Source organism: Lysinibacillus irui, from assembly GCF_028877475.1.
Taxonomy (GTDB): Bacteria; Bacillota; Bacilli; order Bacillales_A; family Planococcaceae; genus Lysinibacillus; species Lysinibacillus irui.
The window spans coordinates 447,681-461,671 of sequence record NZ_CP113527.1 but is presented as its reverse complement, the minus strand read 5'-3'; the positions used below and the strand labels follow the sequence as shown (position 1 = coordinate 461,671).

The window sequence follows — 13,991 nt, the reverse complement described above, 5'->3', positions numbered from 1 at the left end:
TACATTGAGAGTAATTGTTTATAACAAAGAAAACTCTCCTACACATAGTGCAAGAGAGACATAATTTATTAGCGAGCATGTTTTAGAGCAGATAAAATAATGAGTAACCATCCTATTAAAAATAGGACGCCACCAATCGGTGTAATGGCACCCAACACTTTTATACCACTTATTGCTAATACATATAAGCTACCTGAAAAGAAAACAATCCCAAGGTTAAAGAAAATACCTGCCACATTTAATTGTTTCACTTCACCAAATAGTTTAGAGCTCATTAGTAGGCCAATAACTAGCAAGCCCGTAGCATGAAACATTTGATATTGGACTGCGGTTTCCCAAATACCTCGACTATATTCATCTAAAACTTCCTTTAACGCATGTGCACCGAATGCACCAAATGCCACTGCTAATAGGCCGTGAAGAGCACCTGACACGATAAATCTTTTCATTTCTCGTTACCCTACCTTTAAAATGGATTAAAAATCAAAAATGGAATCACCATTTGCTCCATCTTCTTCAATCTTTGAAGTATATAAAGTTGATGGTTTTGACTCTGCCACAAGCATTTGTGGTAAATGCTTAGGAGGTGTGATTGATGCGGTATCACTTGGAGAATCTAACACCACATCACATAATGCTCGAATGGCTATAAGAGCTTCGCGAATTTGTTGATCATTCCCTGCATTTTTTGCACCAGATAATTGTTTTTCAAGTTGTTGTATAACGGCTTGATAAGGAATCATTACATTCTCCCACTTTCTACTTTTGGTACAAATTTCAAACAATCCATACCTGAGGATTGTTTAACGACAACGGATGGTATTTGCTTTGTTTTAAAGCCATATGCTGCACAAGCTCGTGGGGTTTGTGGGTCCCAGGTTACTTTAAAGAACTGACACTTAAAACAATTCACCTTCATCATCGTCCCTCACTTTCTTCTATAATAACTGTATCATGATTTGTAGAGGGTATAAAGCAAACGATTTGTGCCAATCTATGCTAAACACCAATCAATGGGTTGCTTGCCCCACTCCTCTAATTGCTGGTTAATTGTTGAATATGGTTTACTTCCAAAAAATCCTCGGTATGCACTTAGAGGGCTCGGATGTGGCGCCTCGAGGATGGCATGAGGTGTTTTATATTTTCGTATCAGCTGTTTTTTTCGCTGTGCTGGTTTACCCCAAAGTACAAAAATAAGTGGTTCTTCCCTAGCTGCCAATTGATCAATTACTGCATCGGTAAATTGCTCCCACCCTTGATCTTTATGAGAATGTGCCTGTCCCGCTCGCACCGTAAGAACCGTATTTAAAAGCATGACACCTTGCTCTGCCCATTTTGTTAATGTTCCATTTTTAGGAATAGGACAGCCAATATCATCTTGTAGCTCTTGAAACATGTTTCGTAAGCTAGGTGGATGCGGAATACCTGGCTTAACTGAAAAGCTTAAGCCATGTGCTTGATTTGGACCATGATAAGGATCTTGTCCTAAAATCACTACCTTTACATCATGGTAAGCTGTTGTATAAAATGCATTCATTACATCATCCATTGGTGGATAAATAGTTTGTGTGGAATATTCATTTGCTATAAACTGGCGTAGTTGTTGATAGTATGGTTTTTCCATCTCTTTAGCGAGTATTTCTTGCCAATCATTCGGGAATACTTGTTTCATCGTCCATTAAGCCCCTTTCTCTTCTTACAACGGTACAAAAAATTAATCTTGAATTCAAGCGTCATTTCAAACTGACCTTATATAAATATCATATTCTGGCTATTTTTATAGAATCAGATTCAGACTATACTAAATGGTAAATTTAATTACGATAAAGGAGATCTTTTACATGACTCTAAAAAAAACATTAACAATTGCTGGTTCAGATACATCAGGCGGAGCTGGGATGGAAGCCGACCTAAAAACATTTCAAGAGCACGGTACATATGGTATGGTAGCTTTAACAGTTGTCGTAACAATGGATCCGAACGGCTGGACACATCATGTTACTCCACTCCCAACAGAGCTTTTACAACAGCAAATTGACACAGCTCTTTCTACAGGTATTGATGCCATTAAAACAGGTATGTTATCAACTGAAGAAATCATTCGTATTGCTGGTGAGGCTATCGCAAAATCAGGCACAACAAATGTAGTTATCGATCCTGTGATGGTATGTAAGGGAGAAGATGAAGTCCTGAACCCTGGTAACACAGATGCTATGATACAACATCTTTTACCATTAGCAGCAGTCACAACACCTAATCTTTTCGAGGCTGGACAATTAGCTGGGACAGGTACACCCAAAACAATAGATGAAATGAAAACAGCAGCACGAAAAATCCATGAACTAGGTGCAAAAGCTGTTGTCATCAAAGGTGGAAAAGCACTAGCAACAGAAAAAGCAATAGACCTATTCTTCGATGGAGAAACATTCTTCCTATTAGAATCCGAGAAAGTTGCTTCGACTAATAACCATGGTGCAGGCTGTACATTTGCTGCTTCTGTAACGGCAAACCTTGCCAACGGTCTTTCTATTAAAGATGCTGTTATTGAGGCAAAAGAATTTGTATCAGCTGCCATCGCACATGGCTGGGCTCTAAATGACTATGTTGGTCCTGTCATGCACGGAGCAAAATCCCGTTATGGTGCTCCACAAGTAACAGTAACTGAAGTTTAATTAAGAAAGGGATGGCCTCAAAAGTTATTTGAGACATCCCTTTTCTTTACAGATATTTCTCCATCATCTCAAGCCTATAATCCCATGGGTCATTTATTGAAATAAATTGGGCTAAAGCCTTACTTTCCTTTTTACGCTCAGCACGTGCCTTTGCTCGCTCTGAAGCAGTTTCATGCAACCTCGTTTCCTCCACCGTTTCGGGGATAACACGGGGAACTAACGCAGGTTTTTTATTGTCATCTAATGCTACAGAGGTTAATAATGCAGTCGCTGCCACCTTTCTTTCCCCTGTTTTCAAGTTTTATTTAATTTTCAGAATATTACAATCTTTAAACGATTCTTTATTGTTTACGTATCAGCTAAAGTTAAAATGGGACAAGATACGTTAGGACTTCGTATCCCATATATTAGCTGTATGGGAGGGGAAAAGATGAAAAAAAACAAGATAGAGGACGTAACGGAAGAATCAGGATTACTAGCAGGAGAAATCACCTCTTCAAAAGTTGAAGTAATTTCTTCCATTATATTAACACTTGGTTACTCATTATCCACCCTTGCCACCATATTAGCTCTGCAGGAGGAGGAAGAATTAGCACAGGCCAAGACAACTGAAACCCAAGATCAAAATCTTTATATGAGGCAAATGTATAAGCAGCTACAAAATATGAACAATCGTTTAGATGCGATAGAGCGCAAGCTTAATCGATACTAACGAATACATAGCCTACACAAAAACTCAATAAAAAACCGCGACTCTCCGTCATAAAAGAGAATCGCGGTTTTTTACTATACTATGATAATGAGCTTCATTTTTCTTCCTTTTTCACAGCAACCTGTATACCTGTTAAAGGAACGTCATCTATTGTACCAAGATAGAGTTCGTTATTACCGAAATAATACTCCCTCTAACAGCTGGAGCTGTCTACACACACGATTTAGGAAGAAGTCATGGTTGCAATATCTATTAGGATGTGAAGATGGATACAATACAAAACGACACATTTTGTACATATTTATTTTCACACTCCCTATATTGATACATTACAATAATTTTTTCAAGAATATTGCTTAAAAATTTATCATAGATTAAGAGATGATGATTCATTTACCTTGAAGACGTCTCAGAATTATTAGAGAAATGTATGAGTTTGTTTAGTTAATCATTCTCGCTAAATTTTACTTGCCAGTCTAAAAAAATCTTGGCGTTTATTTATCTACTTCCAAAACAAAGTGTAAGTAGCAATAACTCCGAGGCTCAATGTAAATAAATCATGAATTTTTAATACCAAAGCAATCAATTTCCCTTTGCGAATTTTTTTTACTATACTAAAAGGAGAAATGATCGAGAGGAGTGTTAAGATGCAAGAAGTACAAGTAGAGACGTTGCAAGAATTGCTGAATTCTTTCGCCAACAAAGACGTTTATATTCATCTTGAGACGACAAACGGTTCTTATGCAGCACACTATGATGAAAAATTCTTTAATGCAGGTGCTTTTATTCGCAATGCTAAGATTAATTATGAGCTTGCTAAAGTGGTAGATCATGCACCGCATCGTGTTGGTTTAAAATTACCTCATGGTTGGGTTTATGCACAAGGCATTACACATTTTGAATTAGATGATTTAGGCCGTTTATTAATGGCTGGACTAGACTATTCTGGAAAATTGGCGATTGCACTTGAAATTAGTGAAACGCCATTTAGTTACTAAGGGGGACGATTATTTGAATTTACAACCACAACGTCATATTTTAATTGTGTACCCTCACCCAGATGATGAGGCTTTTTCAGTTGCCGGTACAATCGCCTACTATACAAAGAAAATGAATACACCTGTTACATATGCCTGTTTAACATTAGGCGAAATGGGACGTAATTTAGGTAATCCACCCTTTGCAACGCGTGAGTCCTTACCTGAAATCCGCCGTAAGGAACTAGTAGCAGCAGCAGAGGCAATGGGTATTCAAGATTTACGTATGCTTGGTTTGCGAGATAAAACAATTGAATTTGAAGATGATGAGAAAATGGTAAAATTAGTGGAAGGTCTAATTGAAGAGCTAATGCCTTCTTTAATTTTCACATTCTTACCTGGTTTTGCAGTTCATCCAGACCACGAAGCAACAGCGCGTGCTGTTGTAGAGGCTGTACGCCGTATGCCAAAGGCTGCTCGTCCACAAGTATTTGGATGCGCTTTTGCCAATGATACGATTGAAAAAAATGGTGAACCGCATATTGTCTACGATATTCGTGAAATGAGAATGGACAAATTAAAAGCATTACAAGCCCATGCATCACAAACGGGCTGGATGATGCAGGAAACTGAAAAACGCATTGATGACGGTGAACCAATGAGTGAGAGCTGGCTCAATGTTGAAAAATTCTATATTGTTGATCCTGACAAATATGTAAAATAAAAAACGTTCTGTTCTCATTTTATCTTTGAGAACAGAACGTTTTTATTAGGAAGCTCTTACTTTATTCATAATATGCACAACCATGGTGATTAGAAAAGCAACTACTAAGAATAAGAAGAATAAATAATGTGGTATATGGATATTGACAACACTCACTAACATTTTTAAGCCAATGACCCCAATAATTATAAAGGCTGTTGCTTCGAGCTCAGGAATTTTTTCGATAATGATTAAAAAAACACCTGCAATCGTTCTCATCATTAAAATCCCTAACATTCCTCCAATTAAAAGCACCCACACTTGATCTGATACGGCAAAGGCAGCAAATATGGAATCGATTGAAAATGCAATGTCCATTAGTTCAACAGAGATGACCGTTGCCCAAAAGGTGCCAAAAAAACGTACCATCCATCCTGATTTTTTTACTTCTTTCACACTATCTTCATTCCCTATGTGAAGAAAATGAGCCACACAGAGCCAAGCCAAATATAAAGCACCTAACACTTTAATAAACCAAAACTCTACAAGGTATACCCCTATACCAATGAATAAAAATCTAAAAAAATAGGCACCTAACATCCCATACATTAACGCTCGTTTACGTTGTTTATCTGGTAAATGTTTAACGAGTACTGCTAATACTAGTGCATTATCGGCTGACAGCAATCCTTCTATTATAATTAATGAGGAAATTAGCCCCCAAGATACAGGGTCGGTCAATACTTCCTGCCACATGGCCCAATCAAAAAATTGCCTATATGTAGATAGAATTCCTTGAATGATCTCCACCATTTACCCTCCCACTTGTCCTAAGCTAATCTAGTATATGCTTGACCATTTTTGTTATGAGAGTTGTATTTATTTGATAAAACGCTTACATTTTAAAATAGACACGGAAAATTTAGAATTTACTAAAAATTAATCACAAAAAGCAAAAAAAGTGTGCTATTATAGATGAATGTTTTAAACGTATAACGGAGGATGAATACTATGGAAGTTGCTGATACTAGAACCGTGCAAGTAGAGAATGTCTTAATTGCACATCATTTTTTAAAAGATGTAGTTGTGCATACGCCACTACAAAAAAACGACTATTTATCCGAGAAATACGGAGCAAATATTTATTTTAAACGCGAAGATTTACAGCATGTACGCTCATTCAAACTTCGTGGTGCCTATTATAAAATTAAAAAAATTGAAGATGAAGCACGCAATGCGGGTGTGGTCTGTGCAAGTGCAGGAAATCATGCACAAGGTGTAGCTTACGCCTGTGCACAATTAAAAATTCAAGCTAGCATTTTTATGCCCCAAACAACACCTAAGCAAAAAATAGATCAAGTCCGCATGTTTGGCCGTGAATATGTAGAGATTATTTTAGCAGGCGATACATTTGATGACTCTGCCGAAAGCGCGTTAAGTTACTGTGAGGAACACGGTAAAATTTTCATTCATCCATTTGATGATTTCGATGTTATTGCGGGTCAAGGAACTGTAGCAGTTGAAATTATGAATGACATGGAGGAACCAATCGACTACGTATTTGGTAGTATTGGCGGTGGTGGCTTAATGTCAGGCGTTTCTGCCTACGTGAAAAACCTCTCCCCTTCTAGTAAAATTATTGGTGTCGAACCGGCTGGAGCGGGCAGTATGAAAGCTGCTTTTGCTGAAGGTGGTGCGGTGGCTCTTGATTGGATTGACAAATTCGTCGATGGAGCTGCAGTAAAATGCGTCGGTCATCACACATATGATGTTTGTCGTCGCTATTTAGACGACATACTACTTGTACCTGAAGGCAAAGTTTGTACAACAATCTTAGATCTATATAATAAACATGCGATTATTGCCGAGCCTGCTGGAGCACTGTCAGTTGCAGCTCTTGATTTTTATAAGGAAGAAATTAAAGGTAAGTCAGTCGTTGTCATTATTAGTGGTGGTAATAATGATATTGGACGAATGCAGGAGATTAAGGAAAAGTCGCTTATTCATGAAGGGTTGCTTTACTACTTCATTGTCAGCTTCCCTCAACGTGCAGGCGCACTACGCCAATTCCTCACTAGTGTGCTAGGACCAAATGATGACATCACTACGTTTGAATATACTAAGAAAAACAATAAAGAAAGTGGTCCTGCCTTAGTCGGTATTGAACTTGGCGATCGAGCTGATTATGAAGGGTTGCTAGCGCGAATGAATGAGTTTGGCTTCAAATACAAAGAAGTAAACAATGACCTTCAACTATTTGGCTTACTAGTTTAAAATAAAGAGTCTCACTGCTTAGCAGGTGAATTGATTTGGTCATCAACTTAAGAAAATAACAAAAGGAATCGAGCGTGAAAGTTCTCGATTCCTTTTAGCGTTCCAATTATCCTAATAAAGCACGATCTGAATTCATTTTTTCACCACGTATGCGTTCAAATTCAGCCATTAAATCTGGGATGGTTAATTTATGTTTACGATCTTCACCAACCTCTAAAATGATTTGCCCTTTATCCATCATTATAAGACGATTCCCTAAATCTAAAGCTTGTTGCATATTATGCGTGACCATTAATGTCGTTAAATTATCTTTTTCCACTAGATACTTTGTAATCCGAGTAATTAACTCTGCACGAGATGGATCAAGTGCAGCTGTATGCTCATCCAGCAATAAAATAGACGGTTTCGTGAATGTAGCCATTAATAATGACAATGCTTGACGTTCCCCACCTGACAGTAGGCCTACTTTTGCGGAAAGTCGATTTTCAAGATTTAAACCAAGCATCTCTAATGATTCCTTGAAAAATTCACGGCGCTTTTTATCTACACCGATACGTAAGCCTCTGCTCTTATTTCTTGAGTATGCTAATGCGACGTTTTCTTCAATTGTCATAGCAGGTGCTGTACCTGCCATTGGATCTTGGAACACACGACCAATATATTGCGAGCGTTTATATTCAGGTAAATTCGTCACATCATTACCATCGATGGACACTGTCCCAAAATCAGGTGTTAAAGCTCCTGAAATCATATTCATCATCGTAGACTTCCCTGCTCCATTACTACCGATGATTGTCACAAAATCCCCTGGTTTTAAGTGAAGATTAATTTCTGCAAGTGCAATTTTTTCATCTGGTGTTCCTTCATTAAACACCTTATTAATGCCAAGTAATTTAAGCAAGGCCTTTTCCCCCTCGCTCTACAGTTTTTACTGGTTTAAGTTCTGCAGCACGTTTCGCCTTTCGTTTGCGCTCCTTAGTCTTATTGATAAATTGCGGTAAGACAAGTGCCAAAATAACGATGATTGCTGTAATTAATTTCATATCTCCTGAATCAAGGAAATCTACACGTAAAGCTAATGCTAGAATAATACGATAAATGATCGCGCCAGCAATGACTGCAAAAGTAGTACGAATAATTGTTTTTGTACCAAAAATGGCTTCACCAATAATAACCGAAGCAAGACCGATAACAATCATACCAATCCCCATACTAACATCGGAGAACTTCGAGTATTGTGCGATTAAAGCTCCAGAAAATGCGACAAGTGCATTAGAAAGTCCTAGACCTAGAATGATAAGTGTATCTGTATTTGCTGAGAAGCTACGAATCATTCGTTTATTATCACCAGTTGCTCGAATAGCAAGCCCTACCTCAGTCTTTAAGAACCAGTCTGCTAATAATTTAATTAAAATCGTGATGATTAATACGACAATCAGCACACTCCATGTACCTGGTACATGCTGAAATCCCATGCCTTTTAATAGGTTATTAAGAGCATCATCGATCCCTAAATTACTCCAAAATGTTTGAAACTTTGAAAATATCGTTTCTGAATTTAGCAGTGGAATATTCGGGCGACCTATCGTATTTTCTGCAGTAAACCCCATAATACGTAGGTTTATTGAGTACAATGCAATCATCATTAATATCCCTGATAATAGCGGATTAATCTTCCCTTTCGTGTGGAGAATTCCTGTCATACATCCAGCAATAAATCCAGCAACAATTGCCACTAAAGTCGCTAAGATTGGGTGGTAGCCAAGCAAGACCATTGTTGCTGCAGTTGCCGCCCCTGTTACAAAGCTTCCATCAACCGTTAAATCCGGAAAATCTAACACCCGAAATGTTAAATATACACCAAGTGCCATAATTGCATAGATGATTCCTTGCTCCACTGCGCCAAATAATGCTAAAAACATCGTTGAATCATCTCCTAAATCTCTTTTTTATTTATACCGCTTATAAATGAAGATAAAGCGGGGATAGTTCTCCCCCGCTTCGTTTTACTTTTCTAGAAGTTCTGCACCCCAAGAATCTTTAATTTCAATTCCTAAATCATCCGCTACCTTTTTATTGATTAGTAGTTTTAGATTTTGTGGATATTGTGCTGGTGTATCAGCAGGTGTAGCTTCACCTTTTAAAATTTTCACAGCCATTTGTCCAGCTTCATAGCCAATATCAAAATATTCGAAACCATAAGCAGCTAAACCGCCTCGTGCAACAGAGTCTAGCTCTCCTACGATAAGTGGTAATTTATTTGTGTTAGCAACATCAATAACAGATTCTAACGCAGAAACCACTGTGTTATCAGTAATAATATAGAAAGCATCTACTTTACCAATTAACGATTCTGTTGCTTGTTTCACATCTGCTGAAGTGGATGCCGAAGCTTCTACAACCGTTAAGCCTTGCTCACCCATAACTTTTTTCACTTCTGAAACTTGTGCTACAGAGTTTTGCTCACCAGCATTGTAGACCATACCCACATTCTTTGCGCCAAGCTCTTTTAGAAATGCTACTGTTTTAGAAATCGTTTCAGGATGTAAATCGATTGTACCTGTAACATTTTTTCCTGGTTTCTCCATTGATTCAATTAACTGTGCACCAACAGCATCTGTTACAGAAGTGAAGATGATTGGAATATCACTTGTAGCTGTAGCAGCTGCTTGAGCAGAAGGTGTAGAGTTAGCAAAAATTAAATCTACGTTTGCACTCACTAGATTGTTAGCAATCGTTGTGTTAAGACTGTTATCTCCTTGTGCAATTTGTGAATCATATTCAACTTTTAATCCAGCATCTTCAATTGCCTTTTTAAAGCCTTCTGTTGCTGCATTTAAAGATGGATGTTCAACAATTTGAGTAATGCCGATTTTATATGTTTTATCATCTGCATTTCCGCTCTCACTTGCGTTGTTTGATTCATTCCCTTTTGAATCCGTTGAACTAGAACCACCACTACCACAGGCAGCAAGAAGTAACACTAATCCAAATAGAAGGAATGACAGCTTTTTTACATTGCCCTTCACAAATAATCCCCCCGATTAATAACTAAAATATCTATCGCACTTTATCCAAACAAAGTGTGAATGTATCGCTATATTATCGTTATTATTGAGCCTCGTCAACAACATTATGAATGTTCTGACTTTTAAATTTAACAAAATATTTTAGCTAATCATTCAATTTGGCGCTTTAAACCGCTAAACTACGCTGTTTTAGTTATTCGTTTTCTTTTTTAACATAGTAAAAAATATTTATGACAATTTTGCGACGCTAGGTCATTGTGGACAAAGTCTGACATTTGACTTCTACTAGATATCTATAATAAAATGTTTACTTGTGTGAAAGCACCGTGGTTCGTAACCATCCCACGAAAAAAAACTAAGGAGAAATGAATATGAAGATAAAATTTTTAGCAGCAAGTGGTATTATTGCAGCTTTATATATTGCTGTGACAATGCTTGTTGCACCATTTGGTTTTACAGAAGTACAGTTCCGCGTATCCGAGATTTTTAACCATCTAGTGGCCTTTAATCCACGCTTTGCCGTAGGGATCATTATTGGAGTATTGATCTCCAATCTTTTTTCACCACTTGGCATTTACGATTTAGTGTTTGGTGTTGGTCATTCTATGATCACACTTGGACTGTTCATTTTAATCTGTAAATTTGTCAAAAATATTTGGGCACGTTTAATTATTAATACATTTTTATTTACATGCACTATGTTTATCATTGCCTTTGAACTAAACTTAGCCTTAGAGCTTCCATTCTTCTGGACTTGGCTAACAGTGGCTGCTGGTGAGTTTGTTGTGTTAGCAGTTGGTGCACCTATTATGTATGGACTAAATAAACGTCTTCACTTTAAAAATTTGATTTAACAGACGAGTCTTAGGATTCGTCTTTTTTTCTTGACACTATTCTGAAAATATTCTACAATTCTTTCTAATAAATGCAAGGAAGAAGAGTAGTAGCAAGCACTGTAACTTCAAGAGAGCTGGTGGTAGGTGCAAACCAGTAGTATGTACTTGTGAATGGACTTCAGAGCAGCCTTATCCAAATGTAAGGCCGACCCACTCCCCGTTATCGGAGTAGAAGAGCGCGCAAAAATGCGAATCAAGGTGGCACCACGGTTACTCGTCCTTTTTATGAGGATTGGAGTGGCTTTTTTTTATGGAAAAATAGTATAGAGGAGTCGAGTAAAGATGAGTACAGTAGTAGAGAAAAAAGGTTATTTTGGTGAATTTGGAGGAAGCTTTGTTCCAGAGGAGCTTCAAAATGTCTTAACTATTTTAGACGAGAATTTCCAAAAGTATAAAGATGATGAAGACTTTAAGAAAGAATTGGATTACTATTTCCGTGAATACGTTGGACGTAAATCCCCTCTTTACTTTGCAGAAAATTTAACAAAGCAATTAGGTGGCGCAAAAATTTATTTAAAACGTGAAGATCTTAACCATACAGGCTCACATAAAATCAATAATGTATTAGGCCAGATTTTACTAGCTAAACGTATGGGAGCAAATCGCGTTATTGCCGAAACAGGCGCTGGACAACATGGTGTAGCAACGGCAACTGCTTGTGCCATGTTCGGGATTGATTGCACCATTTATATGGGCTTGGAGGATACAAAACGTCAGGCATTAAATGTATTTCGTATGGAGCTTCTTGGTGCGAAAGTAGTAGCTGTTGATAAAGGGCAAGGTCGCTTAAAAGATGCTGTTGATGAAGCGTTCGCTGATTTAGTAGAAAACTATGAAACAACATTCTATTTATTAGGCTCAGCAGTTGGACCACATCCTTTCCCTTCAATGGTTAAACATTTTCAATCTGTCATTAGCCGTGAAAGTCGTGAGCAAATTTTAGCAAAGGAAGGAAAGCTTCCAACAGCCGTCCTTGCCTGTGTCGGCGGTGGTAGTAATGCCATTGGAGCATTTGCTGATTATATTGCAGATGAAAGCGTTCGTCTTATTGGAATCGAACCCGATCAAGCTGCTACATTAAACGAAGGGACGCCTGGGGAGCTACATGGCTTCAAATGTTTAGTGTTACAAGATGATGAAGGAAATCCCCTACCAACATATTCAATTGCAGCTGGTCTAGATTACCCTGGAGCAGGTCCAGAACATAGTCATTTGAAAACAATTGGCCGTGCGGAGTATGTAACTGTTACAAACGAAGAAGTTCTAGAGGCGTTTCAAGTACTTTCAAAGGTCGAAGGTATTATTCCTGCCCTTGAAAGTTCACATGCAGTTGCATATGCTCTAAAATTAGCACCAACTTTACCATCTGAGGAAAGCATTATTATTAATATCTCAGGTCGTGGTGATAAAGACGTTGAACAAGTTTTCCATATGTTAACAAAATAGTATTGTAAAAGAGCGATCTCCCTTTTTGGGACATCGCTCTTTTTACTTTATTTTAGTAAATTTCTGTAATATTATTTGCCATTAGGATTTACCTCTAAAACACTGTAGCTTACACTATTATGAAATTGCCTTTTTATGCAGCTTAATTTTCAGTTTTTCTAACATATCAACTGTCATTTTAGCTAAATCATACTCTGCTTTAAAGCCCCATTCTTTTTGGGCTGCTTCTATATTTAAAGAGTTTGGCCAGCTATCTGCTATAGCCTGACGCACTGGGTCCACCTGATAGTCCATTGTGAAATTCGGTAAGTGTTTCTTGATTTCAGCTGCAATTTGCGACGGTTCAAAGCTCATTGCTGTAATATTAAAAGCATTACGATGAACTAGCTTATTACCATCTGCCTCCATCAAATCTACAATAGCTTGTAAAGCATCTGGCATGTACATCATATCCATAAACGTACCCTCTTGGATATAAGATGTATACTTGCCCTGTTCGATCGCTTCATAGAAAATCTCTACCGCATAATCAGTCGTACCACCACCTGGAGGTGTTACATAGGAAATTAATCCAGGGAAGCGTACACCACGTGTATCAACGCCAAAACGATTAAAATAATAATCACATAGTAACTCACCCGCTACTTTATTAACGCCATACATTGTCGTTGGTCGTTGCAAAGTATCCTGCGGTGTATCTTCCTTCGGTGTAGATGGGCCAAATGCTCCAATAGAGCTTGGCGTGAAAAATTGCATATTTAACTCTCGTGAAACTTCCAATGCATTCATTAATCCACCCATATTTAAATTCCAAGCTAACAATGGATTTCTTTCAGCAGTAGCAGATAATAATGCCGCTAAATGCATCATCGTATCTGCACCGAAATCCTTTGCTAGATCATGCATTCTTTGTCCATCTGTCACGTCCAATATTTCAAATGGGCCCTTAGTATGTTCAAGCTTTCTAATATCTGTAGCAAGTATATTGTCCTCTCCATAAATACCACGAAGTTTTTCTACAAGCTCAGAACCTATTTGACCAAGTGCCCCAGTAACAATTATCTTTTTCATTTCTCAAAACCTCCACATGTGAACAATTGTACTTATGGAAAGTACAAAAATATATTGATAAACATTGATTTAATAACACTTTCAATGAAATTCATTATAATGTGTTCGTTTTGAAAATACAACAATTATATTAACGATATTCCTTAAAAGGAACAAACAATCCCTTACTTTCAGTATATGAACTCATAAAAAATATTGTGCTACAAAAATA

Annotated in this window: 17 protein-coding genes, 1 riboswitch and 1 other annotated feature; of the genes, 7 read left to right on the top strand and 10 right to left on the bottom strand. The window is 37.6% G+C overall.

Features of this window, described 5'->3' with window-relative positions; genetic code table 11:
• Positions 1 to 68 precede the first annotated feature (68 nt).
• The 4 genes from OU989_RS02260 to OU989_RS02245 form a co-directional block, all read right to left on the bottom strand.
• Positions 69 to 449, bottom strand: a complete 381-nt coding sequence (locus OU989_RS02260; protein ID WP_274795497.1) for a DUF423 domain-containing protein — start codon at positions 447 to 449, stop codon at positions 69 to 71.
• A 27-nt stretch (positions 450 to 476) separates the two neighbouring features.
• Positions 477 to 743, bottom strand: coding sequence for a YwdI family protein (locus OU989_RS02255; RefSeq protein WP_274795496.1), 267 nt, complete (start codon positions 741 to 743; stop codon positions 477 to 479).
• The gene (locus tag OU989_RS02250; protein ID WP_274797261.1) at positions 743 to 919 is read right to left on the bottom strand and encodes a uracil-DNA glycosylase; all 177 of its coding nucleotides are present in this window, start codon (positions 917 to 919) and stop codon (positions 743 to 745) included. Before OU989_RS02250 ends, OU989_RS02255 begins: the two co-directional genes overlap by 1 nt.
• 75 nt (positions 920 to 994) lie before the next feature.
• Positions 995 to 1,672: a uracil-DNA glycosylase gene (locus OU989_RS02245; protein WP_274795495.1), complete on the bottom strand. Its 678-nt coding sequence runs from the start codon at positions 1,670 to 1,672 to the stop codon at positions 995 to 997.
• Positions 1,673 to 1,841: 169 nt separating this feature from the next.
• Here OU989_RS02245 and thiD point away from each other — a divergent pair, with 169 nt between their 5' ends.
• Positions 1,842 to 2,672, top strand: a complete 831-nt coding sequence (gene thiD, locus OU989_RS02240) for a bifunctional hydroxymethylpyrimidine kinase/phosphomethylpyrimidine kinase (RefSeq protein ID WP_274795494.1) — start codon at positions 1,842 to 1,844, stop codon at positions 2,670 to 2,672.
• Positions 2,673 to 2,718: 46 nt separating this feature from the next.
• Here thiD and OU989_RS02235 read toward each other — a convergent pair whose 3' ends face one another.
• On the bottom strand, positions 2,719 to 2,949 hold the full coding sequence (locus tag OU989_RS02235; protein ID WP_274795493.1) for a hypothetical protein: 231 nt from the start codon (positions 2,947 to 2,949) through the stop codon (positions 2,719 to 2,721).
• 153 nt (positions 2,950 to 3,102) lie between these two features.
• Between OU989_RS02235 and OU989_RS02230 the strand changes: the two genes are divergently transcribed.
• The 3 genes from OU989_RS02230 to bshB2 all read left to right on the top strand — a co-directional run bounded on the left by OU989_RS02230 (position 3,103) and on the right by bshB2 (position 5,085).
• A complete protein-coding gene (locus OU989_RS02230) occupies positions 3,103 to 3,384 on the top strand; it encodes a hypothetical protein (protein WP_274795492.1) in 282 nt (93 codons plus the stop codon).
• 647 nt (positions 3,385 to 4,031) lie between these two features.
• Positions 4,032 to 4,382 carry a YojF family protein gene (locus OU989_RS02225; RefSeq protein ID WP_274795491.1) on the top strand — a complete coding sequence of 117 codons (351 nt, stop codon included), beginning with the start codon at positions 4,032 to 4,034 and terminating at the stop codon, positions 4,380 to 4,382.
• Positions 4,383 to 4,395: 13 nt separating this feature from the next.
• Positions 4,396 to 5,085, top strand: coding sequence for a bacillithiol biosynthesis deacetylase BshB2 (bshB2, locus tag OU989_RS02220; RefSeq protein ID WP_274795490.1), 690 nt, complete (start codon positions 4,396 to 4,398; stop codon positions 5,083 to 5,085).
• 45 nt (positions 5,086 to 5,130) lie between these two features.
• On the opposite strand, the gene OU989_RS02215 is transcribed toward bshB2, so the two are convergent.
• Positions 5,131 to 5,874, bottom strand: coding sequence for a TerC family protein (locus tag OU989_RS02215; RefSeq protein WP_274797260.1), 744 nt, complete (start codon positions 5,872 to 5,874; stop codon positions 5,131 to 5,133).
• A 201-nt stretch (positions 5,875 to 6,075) separates the two neighbouring features.
• On the opposite strand from OU989_RS02215, the gene ilvA reads away from it, so the two are divergent.
• Positions 6,076 to 7,338 (top strand): threonine ammonia-lyase IlvA, encoded by a 1,263-nt coding sequence (gene ilvA / locus OU989_RS02210; protein WP_274795489.1) that lies wholly within the window; start codon positions 6,076 to 6,078, stop codon positions 7,336 to 7,338.
• Positions 7,339 to 7,444: 106 nt separating this feature from the next.
• Here the strand turns inward: ilvA and OU989_RS02205 are convergent, their stop codons facing one another.
• From OU989_RS02205 to OU989_RS02195, 3 genes are all read right to left on the bottom strand, one after another.
• A complete protein-coding gene (locus tag OU989_RS02205) occupies positions 7,445 to 8,239 on the bottom strand; it encodes an ABC transporter ATP-binding protein (protein ID WP_274795488.1) in 795 nt (264 codons plus the stop codon).
• Positions 8,232 to 9,260 carry an ABC transporter permease gene (locus OU989_RS02200; protein ID WP_274795487.1) on the bottom strand — a complete coding sequence of 343 codons (1,029 nt, stop codon included), beginning with the start codon at positions 9,258 to 9,260 and terminating at the stop codon, positions 8,232 to 8,234. Before OU989_RS02200 ends, OU989_RS02205 begins: the two co-directional genes overlap by 8 nt.
• An 84-nt stretch (positions 9,261 to 9,344) precedes the next feature.
• Complete coding sequence (locus OU989_RS02195; RefSeq protein WP_274795486.1) at positions 9,345 to 10,367, bottom strand: ABC transporter substrate-binding protein; 1,023 nt, start codon at positions 10,365 to 10,367, stop codon at positions 9,345 to 9,347.
• Positions 10,368 to 10,687: 320 nt separating this feature from the next.
• Positions 10,688 to 10,732: riboswitch (PreQ1 riboswitch) on the top strand.
• Positions 10,733 to 10,738: 6 nt separating this feature from the next.
• Here OU989_RS02195 and OU989_RS02190 point away from each other — a divergent pair.
• A complete protein-coding gene (locus OU989_RS02190; RefSeq protein WP_274795485.1) occupies positions 10,739 to 11,221 on the top strand; it encodes a QueT transporter family protein in 483 nt (160 codons plus the stop codon).
• Between the two features lie 67 nt (positions 11,222 to 11,288).
• Positions 11,289 to 11,488, top strand: a binding site (T-box leader).
• Between the two features lie 57 nt (positions 11,489 to 11,545).
• Complete coding sequence (gene trpB, locus OU989_RS02185) at positions 11,546 to 12,709, top strand: tryptophan synthase subunit beta (RefSeq protein ID WP_274795484.1); 1,164 nt, start codon at positions 11,546 to 11,548, stop codon at positions 12,707 to 12,709.
• A 117-nt stretch (positions 12,710 to 12,826) separates the two neighbouring features.
• On the opposite strand, the gene OU989_RS02180 is transcribed toward trpB, so the two are convergent.
• Positions 12,827 to 13,780: an L-threonine 3-dehydrogenase gene (locus OU989_RS02180; protein WP_274795483.1), complete on the bottom strand. Its 954-nt coding sequence runs from the start codon at positions 13,778 to 13,780 to the stop codon at positions 12,827 to 12,829.
• Positions 13,781 to 13,991 lie beyond the last annotated feature (211 nt).

What these genes read in the sequence shown, in the direction of transcription:
- OU989_RS02225 (WP_274795491.1), top strand. Translation starts at nt 4,032, where the DNA reads ATGCAAGAAGTACAAGTAGAGACGTTGCAAGAATTGCTGAATTCTTTC.
- OU989_RS02255 (WP_274795496.1), bottom strand. Translation starts at nt 743, where the DNA reads ATGATTCCTTATCAAGCCGTTATACAACAACTTGAAAAACAATTATCT.
- ilvA (WP_274795489.1), top strand. Translation starts at nt 6,076, where the DNA reads ATGGAAGTTGCTGATACTAGAACCGTGCAAGTAGAGAATGTCTTAATT.
- OU989_RS02190 (WP_274795485.1), top strand. Translation starts at nt 10,739, where the DNA reads ATGAAGATAAAATTTTTAGCAGCAAGTGGTATTATTGCAGCTTTATAT.
- OU989_RS02245 (WP_274795495.1), bottom strand. Translation starts at nt 1,672, where the DNA reads ATGAAACAAGTATTCCCGAATGATTGGCAAGAAATACTCGCTAAAGAG.
- trpB (WP_274795484.1), top strand. Translation starts at nt 11,546, where the DNA reads ATGAGTACAGTAGTAGAGAAAAAAGGTTATTTTGGTGAATTTGGAGGA.
- OU989_RS02180 (WP_274795483.1), bottom strand. Translation starts at nt 13,780, where the DNA reads ATGAAAAAGATAATTGTTACTGGGGCACTTGGTCAAATAGGTTCTGAG.
- thiD (WP_274795494.1), top strand. Translation starts at nt 1,842, where the DNA reads ATGACTCTAAAAAAAACATTAACAATTGCTGGTTCAGATACATCAGGC.
- OU989_RS02200 (WP_274795487.1), bottom strand. Translation starts at nt 9,260, where the DNA reads ATGTTTTTAGCATTATTTGGCGCAGTGGAGCAAGGAATCATCTATGCA.
- OU989_RS02250 (WP_274797261.1), bottom strand. Translation starts at nt 919, where the DNA reads ATGAAGGTGAATTGTTTTAAGTGTCAGTTCTTTAAAGTAACCTGGGAC.
- OU989_RS02260 (WP_274795497.1), bottom strand. Translation starts at nt 449, where the DNA reads ATGAAAAGATTTATCGTGTCAGGTGCTCTTCACGGCCTATTAGCAGTG.
- OU989_RS02230 (WP_274795492.1), top strand. Translation starts at nt 3,103, where the DNA reads ATGAAAAAAAACAAGATAGAGGACGTAACGGAAGAATCAGGATTACTA.